At 43.8% G+C, this 22,891-nt stretch carries 23 protein-coding genes and 1 riboswitch; of the genes, 19 read left to right on the forward strand and 4 right to left on the reverse strand.

Annotated elements, in window-relative coordinates:
• The first annotated feature begins 325 nt into the window (after positions 1-325).
• Entirely contained in the window at positions 326-2,293 is a 1,968-nt protein-coding gene (locus CW740_RS00350; protein WP_227523871.1) for a tetratricopeptide repeat-containing diguanylate cyclase, read from the forward strand.
• A gap of 23 nt (positions 2,294-2,316) precedes the next feature.
• Here the strand turns inward: CW740_RS00350 and CW740_RS00355 are convergent, their stop codons facing one another.
• Positions 2,317-2,973, reverse strand: a complete 657-nt coding sequence (locus CW740_RS00355; RefSeq protein WP_106645691.1) for a 2OG-Fe(II) oxygenase — start codon at positions 2,971-2,973, stop codon at positions 2,317-2,319.
• A gap of 146 nt (positions 2,974-3,119) precedes the next feature.
• Here CW740_RS00355 and CW740_RS00360 point away from each other — a divergent pair, with 146 nt between their 5' ends.
• The 16 genes from CW740_RS00360 to glpE all read left to right on the forward strand — a co-directional run bounded on the left by CW740_RS00360 (position 3,120) and on the right by glpE (position 18,412).
• A complete protein-coding gene (locus CW740_RS00360) occupies positions 3,120-4,172 on the forward strand; it encodes a cysteine synthase A (protein ID WP_106645692.1) in 1,053 nt (350 codons plus the stop codon).
• Between the two features lie 2 nt (positions 4,173-4,174).
• Entirely contained in the window at positions 4,175-4,561 is a 387-nt protein-coding gene (locus CW740_RS00365; RefSeq protein ID WP_106645693.1) for an ACT domain-containing protein, read from the forward strand.
• Positions 4,562-5,029: 468 nt separating this feature from the next.
• Positions 5,030-5,494 carry a DUF4870 domain-containing protein gene (locus CW740_RS00370; RefSeq protein WP_106645694.1) on the forward strand — a complete coding sequence of 155 codons (465 nt, stop codon included), beginning with the start codon at positions 5,030-5,032 and terminating at the stop codon, positions 5,492-5,494.
• A gap of 220 nt (positions 5,495-5,714) precedes the next feature.
• Positions 5,715-5,843, forward strand: a riboswitch (TPP riboswitch).
• A 94-nt stretch (positions 5,844-5,937) separates the two neighbouring features.
• A complete protein-coding gene (gene thiC, locus CW740_RS00375) occupies positions 5,938-7,797 on the forward strand; it encodes a phosphomethylpyrimidine synthase ThiC (RefSeq protein WP_106647955.1) in 1,860 nt (619 codons plus the stop codon).
• A gap of 20 nt (positions 7,798-7,817) precedes the next feature.
• The gene (thiO, locus tag CW740_RS00380; RefSeq protein ID WP_106645695.1) at positions 7,818-8,873 is read left to right on the forward strand and encodes a glycine oxidase ThiO; all 1,056 of its coding nucleotides are present in this window, start codon (positions 7,818-7,820) and stop codon (positions 8,871-8,873) included.
• Positions 8,857-9,054, forward strand: a complete 198-nt coding sequence (thiS, locus tag CW740_RS00385) for a sulfur carrier protein ThiS (RefSeq protein WP_106645696.1) — start codon at positions 8,857-8,859, stop codon at positions 9,052-9,054. Before thiO ends, thiS begins: the two co-directional genes overlap by 17 nt.
• A 459-nt stretch (positions 9,055-9,513) precedes the next feature.
• Positions 9,514-10,287 (forward strand): thiazole synthase, encoded by a 774-nt coding sequence (locus tag CW740_RS00390; RefSeq protein WP_106645697.1) that lies wholly within the window; start codon positions 9,514-9,516, stop codon positions 10,285-10,287.
• Entirely contained in the window at positions 10,284-11,765 is a 1,482-nt protein-coding gene (thiE, locus tag CW740_RS00395) for a thiamine phosphate synthase (protein WP_106645698.1), read from the forward strand. The genes CW740_RS00390 and thiE overlap by 4 nt, the downstream gene beginning before the upstream one ends.
• Entirely contained in the window at positions 11,762-12,118 is a 357-nt protein-coding gene (locus CW740_RS00400) for a rhodanese-like domain-containing protein (protein WP_106645699.1), read from the forward strand. Before thiE ends, CW740_RS00400 begins: the two co-directional genes overlap by 4 nt.
• 102 nt (positions 12,119-12,220) lie before the next feature.
• Complete coding sequence (locus CW740_RS00405) at positions 12,221-12,772, forward strand: PH domain-containing protein (RefSeq protein ID WP_106645700.1); 552 nt, start codon at positions 12,221-12,223, stop codon at positions 12,770-12,772.
• Entirely contained in the window at positions 12,762-14,249 is a 1,488-nt protein-coding gene (locus CW740_RS00410) for a PH domain-containing protein (RefSeq protein ID WP_106645701.1), read from the forward strand. The genes CW740_RS00405 and CW740_RS00410 overlap by 11 nt, the downstream gene beginning before the upstream one ends.
• Positions 14,250-14,450: 201 nt before the next feature.
• On the forward strand, positions 14,451-15,647 hold the full coding sequence (locus CW740_RS00415; RefSeq protein ID WP_106645702.1) for a glycine C-acetyltransferase: 1,197 nt from the start codon (positions 14,451-14,453) through the stop codon (positions 15,645-15,647).
• A gap of 20 nt (positions 15,648-15,667) precedes the next feature.
• Positions 15,668-16,693 carry an L-threonine 3-dehydrogenase gene (tdh, locus tag CW740_RS00420; RefSeq protein WP_106645703.1) on the forward strand — a complete coding sequence of 342 codons (1,026 nt, stop codon included), beginning with the start codon at positions 15,668-15,670 and terminating at the stop codon, positions 16,691-16,693.
• Between the two features lie 345 nt (positions 16,694-17,038).
• Complete coding sequence (locus tag CW740_RS00425; protein ID WP_106645704.1) at positions 17,039-17,503, forward strand: GNAT family N-acetyltransferase; 465 nt, start codon at positions 17,039-17,041, stop codon at positions 17,501-17,503.
• Positions 17,496-18,095 carry a rhomboid family intramembrane serine protease gene (locus CW740_RS00430; RefSeq protein WP_106645705.1) on the forward strand — a complete coding sequence of 200 codons (600 nt, stop codon included), beginning with the start codon at positions 17,496-17,498 and terminating at the stop codon, positions 18,093-18,095. Before CW740_RS00425 ends, CW740_RS00430 begins: the two co-directional genes overlap by 8 nt.
• A gap of 2 nt (positions 18,096-18,097) precedes the next feature.
• On the forward strand, positions 18,098-18,412 hold the full coding sequence (glpE, locus tag CW740_RS00435; RefSeq protein WP_106645706.1) for a thiosulfate sulfurtransferase GlpE: 315 nt from the start codon (positions 18,098-18,100) through the stop codon (positions 18,410-18,412).
• A gap of 30 nt (positions 18,413-18,442) precedes the next feature.
• Here the strand turns inward: glpE and CW740_RS00440 are convergent, their stop codons facing one another.
• From CW740_RS00440 to ahpC, 3 genes are all read right to left on the reverse strand, one after another.
• A complete protein-coding gene (locus CW740_RS00440) occupies positions 18,443-18,676 on the reverse strand; it encodes a putative signal transducing protein (RefSeq protein ID WP_018623536.1) in 234 nt (77 codons plus the stop codon).
• 154 nt (positions 18,677-18,830) lie between these two features.
• Positions 18,831-20,441: an alkyl hydroperoxide reductase subunit F gene (ahpF, locus tag CW740_RS00445; protein ID WP_106645707.1), complete on the reverse strand. Its 1,611-nt coding sequence runs from the start codon at positions 20,439-20,441 to the stop codon at positions 18,831-18,833.
• Between the two features lie 137 nt (positions 20,442-20,578).
• Complete coding sequence (ahpC, locus tag CW740_RS00450) at positions 20,579-21,142, reverse strand: alkyl hydroperoxide reductase subunit C (protein WP_106645708.1); 564 nt, start codon at positions 21,140-21,142, stop codon at positions 20,579-20,581.
• A gap of 144 nt (positions 21,143-21,286) precedes the next feature.
• Here ahpC and CW740_RS00455 point away from each other — a divergent pair, with 144 nt between their 5' ends.
• Complete coding sequence (locus tag CW740_RS00455; RefSeq protein ID WP_106645709.1) at positions 21,287-22,189, forward strand: hydrogen peroxide-inducible genes activator; 903 nt, start codon at positions 21,287-21,289, stop codon at positions 22,187-22,189.
• Between the two features lie 62 nt (positions 22,190-22,251).
• Positions 22,252-22,806, forward strand: coding sequence for a chorismate--pyruvate lyase family protein (locus CW740_RS00460; protein WP_106645710.1), 555 nt, complete (start codon positions 22,252-22,254; stop codon positions 22,804-22,806).
• Positions 22,807-22,891: the final 85 nt, after the last annotated feature.

Here is a 22,891-nt window from a genome sequence, read left to right on the forward strand (position 1 = left end):
AAAATGTCAGTTCTTAAGTCATATTTAACTTGCACTGGTCACAAAGCTACATTTCTCCATCAAAAGTATTTATTTTGAAACAATTTATAACTTGTTGATTTTTAAAATATTAAATTGTGTGTGATGTTTGGAGATTGTCAAAATCCCAGGCACTGTAAAAAATACTGACAGTGTGACCTATTTCTCATTCTTATTCTTTGCTAAAGTAAAAGAAGGTCAGACATGAGGAAATCCTATGGCTCGTCGGTATCGATTAACTCAGACGGCTGTCTCGATTGTAGATTGTGAAAGGAACTCCATGCGCCGAGAGAGGCAACCTTCCCCAATGAATTTTTCATGCTTCCCTTTGTGGGCAGGCATCCTATTGTATTTGTTCAGCACCGCAATTGCTTATGCTAGTCATCACCCTGTAAATATTAAAGGGACTTTTGATGATCAACTTGAGAATCAAAATGCTGAAAGAAAAGATGAAAAGTTCAAAGAACTCACACCTGAACAACAGGCTTTTGATGATTTCGTATATAAACTGGAGTCAGGTGAAATAGAGCTCAATAGCCAGCAAGACTTTGATCGTGAACTAAAAAAGATGGCGGCTTTGGTTCCTGCGGATGATGAAGATCGCCGATTAACCTATGTTTATTACCAATGCATTTTAAGTCGTATGTTTGATCCTAGAGCAGGAATAAACCTGGCAAGGGATATGATCAGCAAGGCGAAAACAAAGGGTGATCGTTTAGAGGAGGGTGTTCTCTACATGTGCCTGGTCAATTACCAATCACGTGCAGGGGAAGTGTCCGAAGCATTGCAAACTACCGAAAAAGCACTCGATATTGGCGAAGAGCTAAACGATAAGCTCTTGATAGCTGACGCACATGTAAGTCGTTGCTCGATGCGTTCTTTGATAGGTGAAAATGATTTTGCCTTACAGGACTGTGTTAAAGCCGAAAAAATATATCGCGAAGAGGGGCTACTGGAAGGTTCGGAAGGTTTAATCTTTGATATTGGCATCATCTACCGTCGCTTGGGCTTCCTGGAGCGAGCAGAAAAATATTTGAATCGTGCCCAGCAAATTGCTGAAAGGGACAATTTACGATTTGGTCAGTTGCAGGTTTATCTACAACAAGGTTTCCTCGAAGAGCAGCGCAACAACCTTGATAAGGCCATAGCAAAATATCAGGCGGCTATGAAAGTTGCCAGAGACGATGACATCCAGAGTGAAATGGTGCCGATTAGGATAGCCCTTGCTGGTGGCTATAATTTGCGCGGCGAATATAGTAAGGCAATTCGCGAACTGGAATTGGCAAGTGAAGCCAGAGAAAAGCTGGGCAACATAAATTATGACGGCATGGCAGCCATGCAGTACGGTATAGCCTTAAGTAATATTGAGCAACCGCAACAAGCGGAAGAGTTTTTCCTCGAAGCAGAAAGGCAAATGCTCAGAGATAATAATCGCCGTTATCTGGCTTTGCTGTATGAGGCTTGGGCAGAGAGTTACAAAAAAGCCGGAAATGAACAACAGGCATTGGATAAGTATCAGAAGTTTATGGTGCTCCAGAAAGAGCTAGATCGTCAACGCTCTGATCAACAAACTCAGGTACTGCGCTTCGAGTATGATAGTGAAAAAACTGAACTGGAAAATGAGCAGCTACAGAAAGAGCAGAAACTCAAAGATGAGCAATTAGAATCTCTTCAAAAGGCACGTCAATGGCAAATTCTAGCAATAATTTTGGGTGGCTTGTTAACTTTGCTATTGATCTGGTTTTCTTTGAGACAGGTAGCAAACTCACGTAAATTTAAACAACTGGCTTATACCGACAGCTTAACTGGCCTGGCCAATCGTCGCCAGATAGAGCGAGCATTGAAAAAGTCTATGGAAGAAGCCAACCTGAACCGGAAGCCATTGAGCATACTGATGTATGACATTGACCACTTCAAAGTGATCAATGATAAACATGGTCACTCAATAGGTGATGTGGTTCTGACAAACCTTTCCAACTTTAGTAAAGAGCTGTTACGTGATAATGACGTACTGGGAAGAACGGGTGGGGAGGAATTCCTGGCGATTTTACCTAACGCCAATATTGATCAGGCCATTCAGGTGGCAAAAAGGTTGCAGCGAGAAGTGGATCTTAAGCAGTACACAAATATCGAAAGTGATCTTAATGCCACTATTAGTGTGGGCGTAACGGAATTTAAACCTGGCGAGAACATGGACCAGTTGCTGCATCGCGTGGATGAAGCACTTTACCAGGCCAAGGAAAATGGTCGTAATCGCGTTGAATATGTTATTTAAATTATTCCGATAAACTGCAGGGGTTAAATCACTAACCCCTCATTGATTCGATACCAACCGGTGAGACTAAATCGAGACTTATTGGCTGGTAGCACTTCATGCGGAAACACTTCACTTAAAAACACAACCAAAGTACCAAACTCAGGTATCACTGTTTCTATTGGGGTTTTCTCGCGTTTACGATAAATCAGCAGCTCTCCGCCATCTTCTGGGTTCCATTGAGGGTTGAGATACAACACTGTGGTTAAACGACGGTTAGTACTGCCTCGAAAAGCATCCAGGTGACGTTTATAGAAAGCGCCCTCGGGATAGTGTGCGAACATACATTCGTAATCAAACAGCCCAAGAAAAAGATAGCGATTCAAACGCAGACGCAGCTCTTCTATCCAGGCAAAATATTGGCTGGCAAAAGGCTGATCTGGCTCTAACCATTGGATTTGGTCAGTGCGTACAAATTCATTGGTATGAAAATCTTGTTCACGTCCAATCCCAGCAAGATCGAATTGATGAGGGTTACTATCAATAAGACCGGTGAACAGATGGTTAAGAGTATCAAGCGGTAAAGCGTTTTTCAGAACAATATAACCTTGATCGGTAATCGCATCGCAGATACGCCCAAAGACATCTTCATCAAAATAACCAGTAGAGCTGGAAGAAACGGTTTTTAAAACTGGGTTCAATGCAGTAAAACCTCATGGAATCTATGCGCGCTTTATACTCCAAAAAAACTGTTTTGTGAACAAAAATCGTACAGAGGGTGTGGTCGCAATTATGGACAAGGTGAATTAGACTGAATGGTATCGATAAGTAGTTTGAGAGTATTCCTATGAGCTATAAGCAAAATGTTGCTGAATTAATTGGAAATACCGATTTATTGCGAATTCCTTCCCTGTCAGTATTAACTGGCTGTGAAATATTAGTTAAATGTGAATTTCAGAATCCCGGCGGATCCATTAAGGATAGAGCTGCCCTGCAAATGGTAAAGGATGCCATCGAATCGGGAGAGCTAAAACAGGGAATGACTATTGTCGAAGGCACAGCTGGTAATACAGGAATTGGCTTAGCAGTAGTGGCAAAGGCTTTGGGCTACAAGATGCTGACGGTGATGCCAAAAGGGCAAACGCCGGAAAAAGAAAAAATGATTGCGCTGCATGGTTCAGAGCTAATGTTAGTCGACCCCTGTCCTTTCGCAAACCCTAATCATTTCTATCATACCGCCCGTCGGTTAGCAGAGGAGAATAACCATTACTGGTGGGCCAACCAGTTTGAAAATACCAGTAATGCAAAAGCTCATTATAAACACACCGGTCCTGAAATCTGGCAACAAACAGAAGGTAAGATAGATGCATTGGTGTCAGTGTCAGGTACAGGGGGAACCATTGGTGGAACATCCTGTTACCTGAAAGAACAGAAACCTGACGTTCAAATCTGGTCTGTGGATCCAGACGGATCAGGTATCTACCACTATCTGAAAACGGGTGAATACAAGGCGCAAGGGAGTTCATTTACTGAAGGAATTGGCATCATGCGAACGGTAGCCAATTTTGCTCAGGCAAAAATTGATAAAGGAATAACATTGCCGGATCAAGATCTGGTGACAGTATCGCGAGCTGTTAGAAACAATGATGGTCTGGTGCTGGGGAGTAGTTCAGCACTTAATCTGGCAGGTGCTCTATTTGCTGCGGCAAAAAGCGGTCCCGGCAAAACCATTGTAACTTTTGCCTGTGATGCAGGTGAGCGCTCATACTCTAAATTATGGAATCCCGAGTTCCTAACAGAAAAAGGGATACGCGATGATCTGGAAACAATCGAGCAGATGCTTGAACGATACCGGGCAATGGATGAAGATGTCATCGTTAATGTAACAAGGAGAGGTTAAACATGGAGCAAAAGCCACGTCTAAAATTACTCGATGCGCAATTTGACGTACATAAACTGTCCTCAGTGATGCAATTGGAGGATCTACAGGGAAATTGGTTTTTATCATCGACGGATGAAGAGTTATCCCTGGTTTGTGAAAGCTTGAACCGAGAACTGATAAAAGACTCGGTACAAAAGAGTGAGCTGAACTGGCGGTCCATCAAAGTTGAAGGGCCGCTCGATTTTAGCATGTCAGGAGTTATTGCAGGCCTTAGCAATGAATTGGCTAAGGCTGATATCCCAATCTTTGTCGTATCAACCTTTGATACCGATTATCTTTTAGTGAAAGAACGCAACTTAGCAGAAGCATTGGTGGTTCTTAAGAAAGCAGGCTATGTGTTTGTTTAAATTGATAAAATAGGAAAGGTCTGTACTATTTTGGCTTGCATTGCAAATCGGTAGGCAAAATGGAATAAGTTCGAAAATAGAAGTAATTATCATCAATTGACATAATATTAGGGACATTTGGCGCCAATTTAAGCGAATTTATACCTTTATTCCATTTTGTCGGCAAAAGAGAAAAAAAAATTAAATTAAAAAAATTAAATACCCTTTAATATCAACAGGTTAAATTTAAAAAAAAGGTATTCAAAGCATTCTGTTCAAAAAAAGGATGAATGCACATCACAAGCACCTTAAAAAATAATCATAAATTTCAATAAGTTAATTCAATAGCAAAAATAAATTGAAAGCACCGATTTATCGTTAATTCCTATCACTCAAAGTAACATTTTGAAATATCACTCTTTGCTAGTCTGTAAATGAGCAGCGAATAAGGTCGTTGCCACACTTAGATTTCAGATGAGGAAAATAGTGATGAACCACGAAGATGATAAAAAACCTGAAGGCACAGGCGACAGCAAGCCAGAACATGGCGGTGAAGGTAAAGAACGGGTCTATGAAGGCGAAGCTGAGGTACTGGGTACTGAAGAGATTCGCGGTGAAGAGAAAACCTGGTCGATGTTTGCCCACTTAGCCGCATTTGTTGCCATGGTACCTCTGGTGCCGGTCATCGGTATGGTGCTTGGACCATTGGTTGTATGGTTACTGAAGAAAGATGAAATGCCACTGGTAGCGGAAAACGGTAAGCGTGCATTGAATTTTAATATTACCATGTTTATTGCTTACTGTGCGGCGTTGATTCTGTGCATTATCTTAATCGGTATCCCAATTCTATTTGGACTAATCATTTTCCACTTTATCGTGACAATTCTGGCAGCGATCAAGGCTAGCGAAGGTGGTGTATATGAATATCCCTTCTCAATGAAACTGATTCAGTAATCGGTTAGTAAATGAAATTTTAAATTCTAATAATAAAAAATGACTCTCCACAGGGGGCGCTGTCGAATCAAAAACTTCGCCCCATTCTCCCCAGCGGCAACTTAGGTGCCGCTTTTTTTTATGTCTGAATAAAAGGACTGAGAAAAAATCTATGAACAAGTTTGTAAGCAAGTTTGTGAGATAGGGGCTAGGAATTTGTGACTTAGCATGTGTATAATTCGAGCAACTCTCGGGGTGCGCCTGAAGTTGTTGCCATGCAGCAACAAGATGTCAGGAGCTGAGATGCATGAGCAAACCCGTATAACCTGATCCGACTCGCATCGGCGTAGGGAAGAGTAATGCACAACCTATCTATTGATCTAATGTAGATCCGTTCTCATTACTTTTTTGCGCCGTGCAGTCACAAGCTGGAGAATACTGTGACCAAAAGCGTGACAAAAGGCGTGATAAAGAACGCGACCAAAAATAATTCTGTCGATCTTAAAACAAATCTCATCACTCGAGACCCACTGCCAAACTCAGAGAAAATTTATGTATCTGGTGTCGTGCACAAAGATATTCGTGTGCCTATGCGTGAGATTAACCTGACCAATGGTGAAACGGTTACTGTCTATGACACCTCTGGGCCATATACCGATCCGGCAATTAAAATTGATGTGCGCAAAGGATTACAGCAGGTTCGTAAGCAATGGGTAGTTGATCGAGGTGATGTTGAAGAATATGAAGGACGTCAAGTAAAGCCTATTGATAATGGTTACCAGGATGGTGACAAGGCTTTCGCTACTCATAATCCAGAACTTCAGCGAAAGCCACTGCGTGCTAAGACTGGCAAAAATGTGACTCAACTGCATTATGCACGTCAGGGAATTATCACTCCCGAGATGGAGTATGTAGCGATTCGCGAGAATCAGAAACGTGAAGCTTTGATAAAAGAAGCCAGCGACAGTGAAAGAGAAACTCGTCTTAAAGGCCATTCTTTTGGCGCAAACACTCCTGAATTTATTACCCCTGAATTTGTACGCGATGAGATTGCTGCCGGGCGTGCCATTATACCTGCCAATATCAATCATACTGAATTGGAACCCATGATCATTGGGCGAAATTTTCTGGTTAAAGTTAACGCCAATATCGGGAATTCGGCAGTTAGTTCGGGTATCGAGGAAGAGGTTGAAAAGCTGGTATGGGCAACTCGCTGGGGTGGCGATACGGTCATGGATTTATCGACCGGCAAAAATATTCACGCTACGCGCGATTATGTTTTAAGAAACTCGCCGGTGCCGATTGGTACCGTGCCCATTTATCAGGCATTGGAAAAAGTAGGCGGGATTGCAGAAGACCTGACCTGGGAAGTATTTCGCGATACCTTGATAGAACAGGCTGAGCAGGGTGTTGACTATTTCACCATCCATGCTGGCGTACTGTTACGTTACGTGCCGCTAACGGCAGAACGGGTTACGGGCATTGTGTCACGTGGTGGTTCAATTATGGCCAAATGGTGCATTGCTCATCACAAGGAGAATTTCCTTTATTCCCATTTCGAAGAAATCTGCGAAATCATGAAGGCCTATGACGTTAGCTTCTCTTTGGGTGATGGTTTGCGCCCGGGGTCATTAGCAGATGCCAATGATGCAGCACAATTTGGTGAACTGGAAACTTTAGGTGAGCTAACCAAAATTGCATGGAAACATGATGTGCAGGTCATGATTGAGGGACCGGGTCATGTGCCAATGCATATGATCAAAGAAAATATGGATAAACAACTTAAGGAATGTCACGAAGCGCCTTTTTATACTCTGGGCCCATTAACGACCGACATTGCCCCTGGCTATGACCATATTACTTCGGGAATTGGTGCAGCCATGATTGGCTGGTTTGGATGTGCCATGCTGTGTTATGTCACGCCAAAGGAACATTTAGGCCTGCCAAACAGAGATGATGTCAAAACCGGAATCATTACCTATAAATTAGCAGCTCATGCAGCGGATGTTGCTAAAGGACATCCTGGTGCGCGTTACCGAGATGATCAATTATCCAAAGCGCGTTTTGAGTTCCGTTGGGAAGATCAGTTTAACCTGGGACTAGATCCAGATACGGCACGTGAATTTCATGATGAAACCTTACCGAAAGATTCTGCCAAAGTGGCACACTTCTGTTCGATGTGCGGGCCAAAATTCTGCTCCATGAAAATTTCTCAGGACGTACGTGATTATTCAGCAGAGCAGAAGAAAATTGAGCAAGGCATGGCTGAGAAATCAGAGCAATTTAAGCAGCAGGGCGCAGAGATTTACGTTGAAGTGAAATAGCAGAAGCAAATGGTGAGCCTATGAAAGTCGGAATTGTTGGGGCAGGAATAGCAGGTCGATTACTAGCCTGGGAAATGGTCAAAAAAGGGTTTGATGTTACGCTGTTTGATAAGAACGCAATAGACAGCGAAGCGGCCTGCTCCTTTGCAGCTGCGGGAATATTGTCACCAATAGCTGAGCTAGAAATGGCTGAGCCAACGATTTATGAATTAGGGAATCGATCACTCCAGTTATATCCTGATCTGATTCATGAATTAGACTCTGAAGTATTCTATCGGCATCAGGGTTCATTAGTCACAGCGCATGGTTCAGATAAAGTTGAGTTAGATCGATATTATCGGTTACTTGAGACGAAACTTAAAAGCTGTGGTGAGCAAGTAAAAAAAATAAAAGTTGCAGATAAAGCACCTGAGTTGGCCCACCTGGGAGAAGGGTTATGGTTGGCGGATGAAGGACAATTAGACACCACTGCTATGTTAACAGCTTTGCAAAAGCAACTGCTAAAACACGGTGTTTCTTGGATAGAGCATACGGAAGTGAAAAGCATAGAGCCTGGCAAGGTTACAACAAAGAATAACACCTATGAATATGACTGGATCTTTGACTGTCGCGGATTAGGCGCAAAAGAAACCATACCCCTGCGGGCAGTAAGGGGAGAGCTTTTATGGTTGCATGCACCGGATGTAAGTATTAAATACCTAACCCGTTTAATGCACCCACGATATCGTATCTATCTGGTACCTCGTCCTAATAATATTTATTTAATTGGGGCAACCGAGATTGAGAGTGAAGATCGAAGTCCAGTATCCGTCAGATCGACCTTAGAATTGTTATCAGCGGCTTACAGTTTGCATAAATCCTTCGGTGAAGCACGAATTATTAAACAGGTCGTAAACTGTCGACCGGCATTACCGGATAATCTACCTATGGTAGAGTTGAGCAACAGAATAGGAACAATAAATGGTCTCTATCGGCATGGCATTTTATTAGCGCCTGCGGTCGTAGAACAGATGATGGATAAATTTGAACAAGCATTAACCGAAAATGATGAGGTTAAACATGCAGTTAATTGTTAATGATGAAGCTTTAGAATTAGACAAACCCATGAGTGTTGCAGAGTTCATCCAATGGTTTAAGCAAGAAGGAAATTTTGCGATCGCTGTAAATATGGAGTTTGTGCCACGCTCCTTATATGGCGAGACCTTGTTGAGAGAGGGGGATCGGGTTGAGATTGTTTTGCCGATGCAAGGCGGATAAAACAAAAAAATCGTCACAATTACTTTGTTATAAAACAGTATCCTGCAAGGTCATTTACTAAAGTAAACTCCCTCTGGGACACTGTTTTTTGCCGCGTACTTGTTTAGCTTTTTTGTTTTATCAGGTAAATGGAATTTATGAAGTTATAAGCTCAAGCGTGCAGGATTGCTCCAAAAACCCCTTTTGATTGAGCTGAGTAGTAGCCAAGACATAGCAATTCAAAACAGGACGTTTTGAATAGTAAAATTCGGGCCAGGGATGGAACGTATTTTACGGTGCGTTAAGTGGCTTGGCGGATACGAAGGAAGTTGAACGAAGTGAAACCTCAATCACGGGGTGGTCTTCTTTTGGTTACTTTTCTTGACCACGCAAGAAAAGTAACTCGCTGAGTAGCGAAACAAAACTTATTAGTCGCTGATATGGTAAGAAAATGGAACGAAAAACTAATATGAGAATTAAATGCTAAAAATCGGTAATAAAAAAATAAACAGCAGATTATTTGTCGGCACGGCGTTATACCCGTCGCCACAAATAATGCTGGATGCCATTAAGGCTACTGAAGCAGATGTGGTGACTGTATCGGTCAGACGACAAGGTTTGGGTGGGGAAACTTTCTGGAGGCAGTTACAACAATTAGATTGTCATTGGCTGCCCAATACAGCCGGATGCCACTCTGCGAAGGAAGCTATCACGACCGCTGAAATGGCACGTGAAATTTTTCAAACCAACTGGATTAAGCTTGAAGTAATTGGTGATGAATACAATCTTCAACCGGATCCGTTTCAGTTGCTCGAAGCCACTAAAGAATTAGTTAAACGTGGTTTTGAGGTATTTCCTTATTGCACGGATGATTTGGTTTTATGCCAACGCTTATTGGATGCAGGGTGTAATATTTTAATGCCGTGGGGAGCGCCGATTGGAACGGGCCGAGGACTTAGTGACCCTTATGCTCTGCAAACTTTGCGCAAGAGACTTCCGAATGTTCCGATGGTAATTGATGCAGGCTTGGGTCTGCCTTCGCATGCTACTCAGGCGATGGAAATGGGTTTTGATGCAGTATTATTAAATACAGCTATTGCTCAAGCTGATAATCCTGTATTGATGGCAGAAGCATTTAAAGATGCAGTGTCTGCAGGGCGCAAGGCTTATCAGGCAGGTGCTATGCCTCAGCGCGATCTGGCTCAACCAAGTACGCCCGTTTTAGGCACACCTTTCTGGCAACAGGAATCATGAGTAGGCAAACTAAACCGATGGTTTGGAGTCTTGCCGGACTGGATAATTCTGGTTTGGCTGGTCAACTTGCCGATGTCAAAACCATTCAGGCATTAGGAGCTCACGCTTGCAGTGTTACCACAGCGATAACTGCGCAAAATAGCCAGCGGGTAGTAGCGATCAACCCTTCAACAACAGAGCAGTTAGAATCACAACTCGAAGCACTACGCGAGTTAGGTGAGCCAAATGCTATTAAGGTGGGTCTTTTGCCCAGCATAAACTGTCTTGAGTTATTAATAGATTTCCTTGAACAAGCAGAAAAGTCCATTCCATTAGTATTCGATCCAGTCATAGAAACATCGTCGGGTACACAGCTAATGCCGGACGAAGTCATCGAACAATTATACAAGTTACTACCGCTCGTTACTGTCATCACTCCGAATATTGATGAGTTGGCAAGGTTAACCGGACAGGACACCAAGTCGATAGAAGATATTGAAAGTCAGGCAAAAACACTAATCGATTGGGGTGTGGGTTCGGTATTGGTGAAGGGTGGGCATTGGCCATCTGAGCGGGCTTCGGATTTTTTCATAAACAGAAATAATAAGTTTTGGCTGCACAGTGATAGAAAAGAAACGGATAATTCGCGTGGAACCGGGTGTGTATTATCGTCAGCCATAGCGACATCTTTAGCCTTGAATTATTCCATCGAAGATGCGGTGGTGATTGGCAAAATGGCCTTGAACCAAGGATTAAGGCATAGCTACCCTGTTAGGGAGCAAAAGGGACCCTTATCGGTTAAGTCATGGCCTATTGATGAGCAGGACATGCCACAACTCACCAAGCAGTATTCATTAAGTGAATACTACTTTCCTTCATTAGAAAAGCAGATATTGGGTTTATATCCAGTAGTGGATAGTGCCGAATGGTTGGAGCGGTTATTGCCCTTGGGTATTACGACCATACAGTTGCGAGTGAAGGACCTAAAGGGTGACTCATTAGAGAGTGAAATTCAAAAGGCAGTAGCTATCTCTAGACAATACAATGCCAGGTTATTTATCAATGACCATTGGCAGCTGGCAATTAAGTATCAAGCCTATGGCGTACACTTGGGGCAGGAAGATCTGGATGATGCGGACCTCGCAGCAATCAGTCAGGCAGGATTGTACTTAGGAGTCAGCACCCACTGCTTTTACGAGGTGGCACGTGCTCACGCGATAAAACCAAGCTATCTGGCTTGTGGCCCCGTGTACCACACCGACAGTAAGCAAATGCCCTGGATTCCACATGGAATTGAGAATTTAAATTATTGGAAAAATTTGATGCAGAGTTATCCATGGGTTGCCATCGGGGGCATCAATACTGATAGAATCGCAGACGTAGCAAGCACGGGTGTGTCTGGTATTGCGATGATTTCAGCAATTACTAAGGCCCATAATCCTGAACAGACAGCTACAAATATGATGCAACTGATTGAACAACACAGGCCTAGGGTATGAGCAAATTTGAGTGGCAGGAATCTGAAAAGGTACAGCTGATCAGTCCAGAGCAGTTAAAACAATGGGTAAGCCAGCAGGATGCACCCTTAGTGATCGATGTGCGAAACGGCGAAGAACATGATGCTGATAAGGCTTTACTGGAGTTTGCGACAGTAGGAACACTTAAAAACATTCCGATTACAGAGTTCGGCAGTCATATCAATCAACTGGATCCTGATCAGCCAACCGTGCTTGTCTGCCAAGTAGGACAGAAAAGCTTTAACGCTGCCAGCCTGCTGATTCAGGCAGACTTTTCCTGTGTCTACAGCTTGCATGGCGGCATGGAAGCGTTGAGGCGGGAAGCCGCCGAATAATAGACTGTAACATTCTGCTACAGTCTTGTATGAGGTATTTCGATATACTCATGAGGTTTCTATTAAATCGAATAATAAAGTAAGCATTGGGGATTTTCGTTTATGAGCAGTGAACAAGAACAGCAGCAGGAAGCCCAGCAAACAAATGAACAAGGGCAGCCAGAACAGCAGGACAATCTTATTTCGCGCCTCCCAGAAAGCAGTCAGAGACTCCATCCTGACTCCATCAAGGTATCAAGAATTACAGTAGCATTTGTTAGTCTTATTATTATGTTGGTACCGACGGTAGTAGCATTATTAAGCGAATCTTATCTGATCATCGCAATTGGTGTGGCGGCGGGACTCATCGTTTTTACCATTGGATTTATTTGGGCCAAAAAATCGTATGACTACACCTGGTACTGGCTGGCTGATGAAGGGCTGTATATTCAAAGCGGTGTCTGGTGGCGAAAAAAAACACTGATTCCTTTTAATCGAGTGCAACACACTGATGTGGCGCAAGGTCCATTAGAACGCAAGTATGAATTGGGCAAGTTGGTGACGCATACCGCGGGTACACGTGATGCATCAGTTTCGCTGGATGGCATATTGCTGGATACTGCTCATGAGTTACGTTCCGTGCTACAGGAAGAAGGCGAAAGCGATGCAGTCTGAAGTACAGGCCAATCGGCTGCACAAAATTTCCCCGTTATTTATTCTGTTCGAGAATATTAAGAAGCTGATATTCCCTATTGTATTAGCCTTGTTCAGTACCCGCAGTAGCTCGTGGGAGTGGTTTGCATTGGGTTTTGCCTTGATTATCAGTTTGGGAGCTATTATCCAATACCGTTTTTATCGCTACTGGTTAGAGGGCGATAAGATTCGAGTACAGGAAGGGATCTTTTTTCGCAACGTGCGCCAGGTTCCTTATAAAAAAATTCAGAATCTAAATTTAGTGCAGTCACCATTACACCGTTTGTTTGGGGTGGTTAAGGTACAGCTTGAATCGGCATCAGGTGGTAAACCCGAAGCGGTTATTAACGTGATCGATATGCAGGCTGTGAAGGTACTTAAACATAAAATTAATGATGAAGAAGAGCAGCTGAATGAAGAGGTCGCTCAACCTAAAGACAGTATCCTGAGCTTATCCTTTGGCGAGATTGTTCGTTACGGCATGATTACCAATCGAGGGCTCGTCGCTGTGGCCATCTTTTTTGGTTTCATCATGCAATTTATGGATGACCAGATTGAGCGATTGATCACTAACTATATCAGTCAATTCACACAATGGATTGATGGGCTGGTCAGCAGTATCGAATTCGAAAATGGCTGGCTTTACTACACCCTGATAACCATCATTGGAGTTGTCTCGGCAATTATTGCCTTGTGGCTATTGTCGATTGCCATGGCGTTGCTCAAGTTTCATGGTTTCGTATTGGTAAAAAATAAAGACAAGCTACAGGCAACCATGGGATTACTGACACGCCTGCAGGCGACCATTCCCATGACCAGAATACAAACCTTGACCATTCATGAGTCGTTATTGCACCGTTGGTTTAAGCGAATCGGTATCACCATCGAAACTGCCGGTGGCGTCAATAATGAACAGCAGGGTGTCAGTATGAAACAGGTGGTGCCGGTTGCTCCGAATGGCATGCGTCATGAATTGCTAAAAGAAATTCAGGGCGATGTTGATTGGGAGGCCATTGAATGGCAACCGATTAATCAGAAAGGCTGGCGTCGCGTGCTTAAAGTAATGGTTCTAATAGGTTTAGTCATAACTGCACCATTAGCATTATGGAACCTATATGCCTATCCGATCGGCTTTGTAATATGGCTAATCTATAGCGTTTATTACTCAAAAGCCTATGTCAAAGGGGCGGGTTATCACATCAATGGTCAATTGGTGGCCTTTAAAGATGGAGTCATTTTTACCAAGTACACCTTTGTCAGGTTACCGAAAACTCAGACTATAACGGTTAAAGAAAGTCCATTTGATCGTCGTCATGGCATGGCCAGCCTTGTAATCGACACGGCCGGTGCCATGGTCGGTGCACATCATATCAATATTCCCTATCTGGACCTTGGCGTGGCTATAGCGATTAAAGATCGTATCAGCGATAACATCAAAGGCACCAAGTTCAATTGGTAATTAATCATTCCAATTGCTGATGACTAACCTATCAGAGTCAGTCTTAGACTGGCTCTGAGTTCCATTGAAAGCATCTATCGGCGGTATATTTTTCATACCGTAATAGAGTAAATTTCAGGCGTAGATGTTAGAATGGCGTCAATTTTATCAGTTTCAAACTGCCTGCCATAAGCGGGTATCCAATATTCAGAAGGTTATTTCATGAATCAAGAATTTCTCAAGCATATTCAGCAAAACATTGACGAAGTTAAGGAAGCCGGTCTCTATAAGAAAGAAAGGGTCATCGACTCACAACAGGCCGCCGATATTCATGTCACAACAGGTGAGAGTGTTCTCAATTTTTGCGCCAATAACTATCTTGGTTTGGCTAACAGTCCTGAGCTGATTAAGGCTGGTCAGGAAGCGCTGGACCATTATGGTTACGGCATGGCTTCCGTACGCTTTATCTGTGGTACGCAAGATGTGCATAAAGAACTGGAAAAGCGTATAAGCGATTTTCTAGGTATGGAAGATACGATTCTTTATTCTTCCTGTTTTGATGCCAATGGTGGTTTGTTTGAAACCTTATTGGATCCGGAAGATGCGGTCATTTCTGATGCATTGAATCATGCTTCGATTATCGACGGTGTTCGTTTATGTAAAGCAAAGCGTTACCGCTATGCCAATAACGACATGGCCGATCTTGAAAAGCAATTGCAACAGGCAGATGCCGATGGCGCACGCTATAAGCTGATTGTAACTGATGGGGTATTCTCAATGGACGGCATCATTGCCGACCTTAAGTCAGTCTGTGACTTGGCCGATAAATACAATGCGTTAGTTATGGTTGATGATTCACATGCGGTGGGCTTTATTGGTGAGAAAGGTAAAGGCTCACATGAGTTCTGTGATGTGATGGGTCGCGTGGACATTATTACTGGTACTTTAGGTAAAGCACTTGGTGGCGCATCCGGTGGTTACACCGCAGCCAGCAAAGAAGTCGTTGAATGGTTACGTCAGCGTTCACGTCCGTATTTATTCTCAAATACTTTGGCGCCAGTGATTGCCGCCGCCAGTCTGAAAGTTCTGGATATGCTGGAAAATGGCGATGAGTTACGCAAGAAACTGCGTCGTAACAGTGAATACTTCCGCGAAAAAATGACCGCTTTAGGTTTTGAATTGGTGCCAGGCGAACATCCTATTATCCCAGTGATGCTTGGTGATGCCGCATTAGCCAGCAAGTTTGCTGACATGATGTTGCAAGAAGGCATCTATGTTATCGGTTTCTCTTTCCCGGTTGTACCAAAAGGGCAGGCCCGTATTCGTACGCAAATGTCAGCCGCCCACGATATCGCACATATTGATCGCGCCATTGCCGCTTTTGAAAAAGTGGGTAAAGAGCTTGGCGTAATTAGCTAATTTTGCTTGGGGTAGATTGAATGAAAACATTAAGCAAAGCCAAATCTGAAAAAGGTATTTGGATGGTCGATCAGCCCAGACCTGAGTTGGGCCATAACGACGTATTAATCAAGATTAAGAAAACCGCAATCTGCGGTACCGACATGCACATTTATCACTGGGATGAGTGGGCACAGAATACCATTCCGGTGCCGATGACGGTTGGCCACGAATACGTGGGTGTGATCGAAGAAGTGGGCCAGGAAGTTAAGGGTTTTAACGTTGGCGATCGCGTGTCTGGCGAAGGCCATATCACCTGTGGCGTCTGCCGTAACTGTCGCGCAGGGCGACGTCACCTATGTCGAAACACAGTGGGCGTCGGTGTTAATCGTCCGGGAGCTTTTGGTGAGTATCTGGTTATTCCCGCAGAAAATGCCTACAAGATTCCAGATGACATTTCGGATGAAGTGGCATCCATTCTCGATCCACTTGGTAACGCAGCGCACACAGCATTATCATTTGATCTGGTCGGGGAAGATGTACTAATTACTGGCGCAGGCCCAATCGGCATTATGGCGGCAGCAATTGCTCGCCACGCTGGTGCACGTCATGTGGTGATTACCGATATCAATGACTACCGCCTGGACTTGGCAAAGCAGATGGGCGCAACCCGTACCGTTAATGTTAGCCAGGAAAAGCTCGAAGATGTCATGAAAGAAATCGGCATGAAAGAAGGTTTTGATGTGGGTATGGAAATGTCAGGCGTGCCGTCAGCTTTCCGCTCAATGCTACAAACCATTAATCATGGCGGCAAGATTGCCATGCTGGGTATTCCGTCAAGTGATCTGGCGATTGACTGGAATCAGGTCATTTTCAAAGGCCTCATCATCAAAGGCATTTATGGCCGTGAAATGTATGAGACTTGGTATAAGATGATCGCTATGTTGCAGTCTGGTCTGGATGTCTCTCCTATCATTACTCATCGCTTTAACATTGACGACTTTGAAACAGGCTTCGAAACCATGGCCAGTGGTCAGTCAGGCAAAGTGGTTTTGAGTTGGGATTAGATTAGTATAGTTTTATTTTGTGATAATGTAGATATGGAATAGTGCGTAGGAAAACTCTGACCAATGTTTTCGCTACTCAGCGAGTTACTTTTCTTGCGTGGCCAAGAAAAGTAACCAAAAGAAGGCCACCCCGATATTGAGGCCATTCTGCGAATGACTGCCTTCGTAGCTCTCAAGCCACTTAACGCACCATAAAATACAGGCCTTCCTTGGCCTGAATTTTACTATCAAAATCATCCAAGATTTTGATTGCTATGACTTGAGATCTCCTCAGCTCAATATAAAGGGGATCTAAGATGTGCTTACTGATGATGGCCGAGTAAACTTACAAAAATTGAGGTGACTTTGGGTATAAGTATTCGCTGGCGAAGTTGGAACGGTTTATCCAAGAAGGAGTTGTATGACCTGATACAGCTTCGCCTTGCTGTTTTTTGTGTGGAACAGAATTGTCCCTATCAGGATCTTGATGGTCTGGATAAACTTGCTATGCACTTACTGGCTTACGATGATGGAAAGCTGGTGGGCTATTTGCGGTTATTTGAATCACTGGAGCAGTATCATGGGCTGGCTTCAATTGGGCGGGTGTGTACTGAAAGTGCTTATCGAGGCAAAGGTCTGGCGCGAGATATGATGCAACTGGCGTTGAGTTACAGTGATCAGAACTTTGCTAAAAACATCAAAATTAGTGCGCAGCACTATCTCGAAGATTTCTACTCCAGTTTGGATTTTGTCACGGTAACGGAACCCTATCTCGAAGATGGTATCCCACATATAGGCATGATAAGACAATACGAGGATAACGATGTTTAAAGATTTTCTGGCTCAAGCCGGCTGGATGACCAAAACCCTAGTTGGTATCTCTATTCTGGTCAGTATTTTGACTATGTCTGGGACTAATGAATACACCTACTGGTTTGCCTTTAACTGGAATCTTATTTTACAAGGCGAAGTTCACCGACTGATTACTCCAATCTTTTTGCATTTTATGATCGGTGCTTTCCCAATTCATTTATTGTTTAACATGATGTGGTTATGGGATCAGGGTGGCTCAATTGAAAAAGCACGAAGTGCCTGGTATTTACTGGTAATAGTGCTCATTACAGGTGTCGCCTCTAATGTGGGTGAGTATTTCTCATCAGTTTATTTTGGCTCAGGAAGGTCTTATCTGTTTGGCGGAATGTCCGGTGTTGTATATGGCCTGTTAGGCTTTAACTTTATACGCCGTCGTTTCGATCCTTTCTTCCCTGTGCATGTCCATCCGGGTCTGATGCAGTTTATGTTGCTGTGGCTGGTACTTGGCTTCACTGGATTATTGGGTAACATCGCCAATGCTGCACACTTAGTCGGACTATTGAGTGGCGGCCTGTTAGGTTACATCACGGCAAAAACGCGAGCATTTTAGCGATGAATATGTTTAAAAGAATCAGCATTGAGCAGACCATACAACTGATGCAGAACAAGGAAGTTCTGCTAGCAGATATTCGCGACCCGCAGTCATTTGCCGCGGGACATATGCCTAAGTCAAAGAATATCAATAACCAGAATGCCGCAGAGTTTATTCAGGAATCTGACAAAGAAAAACCACTAGTTGTGGTTTGCTATCATGGTAACAGCAGTCAACCTGCGGCCCAATATTTTGCCGCTAATGGCTTTAAGGAAGTCTACAGCATGGATGGCGGTTTTGAGTTGTGGAAACTGAATAATCCGGTAGAGAAATAATTCTCTATTAACCACAGATTCCTAACTGCATTATGCAGAAAAGCTCTCGATAGGATCCGGTGGCAACTCGTCCGTTAATATCTCTCTAGCTCGAATATAATTTTCTTCATCAACCATCAGCGGTACTTCACCAATAGTGAAAGAGTAGGTACTAAGGGAGTGCTCATGCAAGATTGTGGCCTGGATGCCATGAGATTCAAGAAGGCCACGGGCGATATGTGCCTGCATGGTGTTGGGATAAGTTTCGACAACCACTAATGACATAAAAACCTCCTTGCATATGAATTATTAAGCCACGAACAAAGAAGGATTGCAATTGGGGTTGTAGGGACAAGTCATGACTTGTCCGTACCAAAAGGTTGACTCAAAAAAGTAAGTAGGGCGGACACATAGGTCCGCCCCTACCAAGAGTGGTGTTTTATGCCGCTTCTGATTGGCTAGACTGATGATCCTGATACATCTTTTCAAGGCGTGATGAGTTAGCCAACAGGTATTCAAAAGATGCCAGTGAGGCTTTGGATCCTTCGCCCATCGCCACTACGATTTGTTTATAAGGTACAGTAGTTACGTCTCCACAGGCAAAGATACCCGGCTGTGATGTTTCGCATTTTTCGTTGATCACTACCTCACCGAAGCGGCTCAACTCTACTAGGTCACCCAGGAACTTACTGTTCGGCACCAGTCCAATCTGCACAAACACACCGTCTAACTTTTGTGTATGCAAGGCTTCGGTCGCTCTGTCCTGATACTCGATAGCAGACACTTTACCATTTTCTGAATGAATCTCTTTCGTCGCTACATTGCGCAGAATGGTGATGTTGTCACGAGCTTCTGCCTGATCGACCAGGACCTTGTCGGCTTTCAGTTCGGGCATGAATTCGAAGACAGTGACTGACTTCACGATGCCTGCCAAATCAAGTGCCGCTTCGATGCCTGAGTTACCACCGCCAATGACGGCAACATCTTTGCCTTTAAAGAAAGGGCCGTCACAGTGAGGGCAGTAGGCAACTCCATTACCGATGTTTTCTTTTTCACCGGGGATGCCTAGCTCACGCCATTTAGCACCAGTAGCGATAATTAGCGTTTTACTGTCAATCACTTCTCCTGACGAAAGAGTCACGCTTTTGATATCACCTTGTTCGATATCGGTAACACGTAGATGCTCTTTAACAGTAACGTCGTAATCATTCAGGTGCTGTTGTAAAGCACCCGATAATTCAGGGCCTGTCGTTTTTGGCACAGAAATCAGATTTTCGATACCCATGGTGTCTTTGACCTGACCACCGATGCGATCAGCAATCAGGGTAACCTTAAGGCCTTTGCGCGCGCTGTAAATCGCGGCACCAACACCTGCAGGGCCTCCACCAATCACAACGACGTCCTGCAAAGGCATTTGCTCGTCAGAATTAGCCTGGGCAATGCTCGGATCTTTTTCCAGCAACTTATCAATCAGTTCCGCGGCAGTCACTTTACCGTTAGCGAACAGCTCACCGTTCATGTAGACACTTGGGACACCTTGAATGTCGCGTTCTTTGATCATGTCCTGGAACAAGCCACCATCAATCATTTCTGTCTTAATGTTTGGATTCAGTAGCGCAAACTGATTTAACGCCTGAACCACATCAGGACAGTTATGGCAGCTGAGGCTGATGAAAACCTCAAAATTCATTTCCTGTTGTACTTTGGCCACCATCTTTTTCAGGGAATCATCCAACTTGACCGGACTTCCGGCTGCCTGTAATACAGCAAGCACCAGAGAGTTAAACTCATGGCCAGATGGGATGCCTGAGAATCGGATGCCTGTGTCGTTTCCGTCTACCTCAAGAATGAAGCTGATCGGACTGCGAACCTGACCTGACAGGTCACGTTCTTCTAATTGCAGTTTGTCGCTGACGCTGACAAAGCTGGTTAGGAATTCTTTAAGTTCATTACGTTTTGAATGCTCACCGGTTTGCAAAACGAAAGTCACCGTCTTTTGCATCTTGGCGGTATAGCCCTTTAAGGCTTCTAAAATTTGATTATTCAACATGGGGTATTCACCTTTGTCTTGCGTTGATTGTTTATTTCTCAGCCACTGAAAAAGCGGACGAAGAAATGCTCAAGCTCCGGAGAGCTGGTTGGCCGAAGCCAGCCAATTCTTAAGAGTACGACTGCAAACAGTCGGTCTTAGATTTTGCCTACCAGGTCTAATGAAGGAGCAAGTGTTTCTTCACCTTCTTTCCAGGCTGCTGGGCAAACCTGACCAGGGTTATTGCGTACATACTGAGCAGCTTTGATTTTACGTACTAGCTCTTCAGCATCACGTCCAACACCTTCAGCAGTGATTTCCATGACTTGGATAACGCCGTCAGGATCAACAACGAATGTACCGCGGTCGGCAAGGCCTTGGCCTTCACGCATAACGTCAAAGTTACGAGTGATTTCACCTGTTGGGTCACCGATCATTCCGTATTTGATTTTGCCAATAGTGTCTGAAGTTTCATGCCATGCTTTGTGAGTGAAGTGTGTGTCAGTAGATACTGAGAATACTTCTACGCCACGGCTTTGCAGTTCTTCGTAATGATCAGCCAGGTCGCCTAGCTCGGTAGGACATACGAATGTGAAGTCAGCTGGGTAGAAGAAAAATACTGCCCATTTGCCTTCGATATCTTTGTTAGAAACTTCAACAAACTCACCATTTTTAAAAGCAGTTGCTTTGAATGGTTTAATTTCAGTGTTAATAAGTGCCATAGTTAGGATCTCCTAATAGTATTAATAAGTAGGTATTTAATTGACTTCGGGGACTACTTTAGAGGTTGCAGATAAATTAGTAAATTTGATTAATTTGATATTTATGTTCTAAAATATTGAACATCAAGGCTAATAGATATCATTATGATTTCCTTCAAACAGCTAACCTATGCACTGGCAGCAGCGGAAACACTTCATTTCAAGAAAGCTGCCGATAAATGCCATGTCAGTCAGTCGGCATTAAGTACGGCGCTCAGCCAGCTGGAAGAGCAACTGGGCGTTCAGATCTTTGAACGAGATAATAAAAAGGTGCTGGTAACGCCCATAGGGCAAGAAGTATTAGCAAGGGCAGCAGAGATTGTGGCGCAGGTGAACTCTTTACAGAACCTGTCCTCCAGCCTTAAAGAGCCATTGAGTTTTCCACTGTCCGTTGGAGTCATCCCAACCATAGCACCCTATCTGTTACCCAAAATGTTTCCGACCCTGAATAAGCGTTTCCCCAATGCAGAGTTGCGTATTGTAGAAGAGCAGTCGCACGTTCTAGTGGAAAAGGTCAGAAAAGGGGAGCTTGATACCGCAATTCTTGCTTTACCTTATGAATGTGAAGGCTTACTGACCCTGGAGTTCTGGCAGGAGGATTTTTTCTGGGTAACCCTTAAAGGCGACAGATACAGTCAGCAGAAAGAAATCACCAGTGATGAAATGATGCACAGCAACCTAATGTTGTTGAAAGAAGGCCATTGTCTTAAAGACCATATTCTGGATGCCTGCAAATTAAGTGAAGAAGAAACCGAGCATGGCTTCGGGGCAACCAGCTTGAATACCCTGATTCAAATGGTACTGGGCAAGCTGGGAACCACTTTGATTCCTGAAATGGCATTGGAGCAGCTGATTTCACAGAATAAGGAATTAACAGCGGTCCATCTGAAAGAACCCGGCCCGCATAGACGCATTGCCTTTATTATTCGCCCTAATTTCACCCGACTATCGAGCGTGGAAGCGTTAAAGGACGTGTGCAAAGATGCTCTGGCCGGCAAGAGGGGTTAGGCCTTGGGTAATGTGATTAAGATCCAGTACAATGACTCTACTTTAGTTTAGTCTGATAATTAATGAATTTTAATAACTGGCAAAATGCAGATGATGCTGCAATAAAAGAGCTCCCTTTTTATATTGCAGAATGGCTGGCGGAATTTGGTTCCTTAACTGAAAAGTTATCGCGCTATGTGGAGCAGGTGAAACTTGATGTGTTGCATGAAGGAATCGGCATCTTAACCGCAGACGAAGCTAGTGCATTGCAATCTAAAGAAGCAAGTTGCCAGGTAAGGGAAGTCGTGCTCTTTGGTCCTGATAAACCCTGGATATTTGCACGAACCTGCATGCCTTTTACCAGCAAACACTTAATTGAAAGACTCGGCAATAAGCCATTGGGTAGCATATTGTTTTCTGACGAGGAGTTAAGACGGCAGTTTTTGCAGGTGTGCCAGCTGGAAGAATCCAATCCGCTATATCAAAGTGCTAGCAGTTATTTAGAAAAAGAAAACATGTTAGTAAATGGAGAGCAACCAACATTGTGGGCAAGACGTTCACTTTGGAAGAAAAAAGATAGCAATGATGGGATGTTGGTGTGTGAGGTTTTTTTGCCGGATGCGCCTTTGTATCGATAGCATTGTGTGTGTTGTTTTAATTAGTGTTTCGATCAAAGGTTGAGATAATTTTCGCCCCTCGGCGACCTTCTTTTTCTTGTGTGCG

It is taken from the genome of Kangiella profundi (assembly GCF_002838765.1).
Taxonomy (GTDB): domain Bacteria; phylum Pseudomonadota; class Gammaproteobacteria; order Enterobacterales; family Kangiellaceae; genus Kangiella; species Kangiella profundi.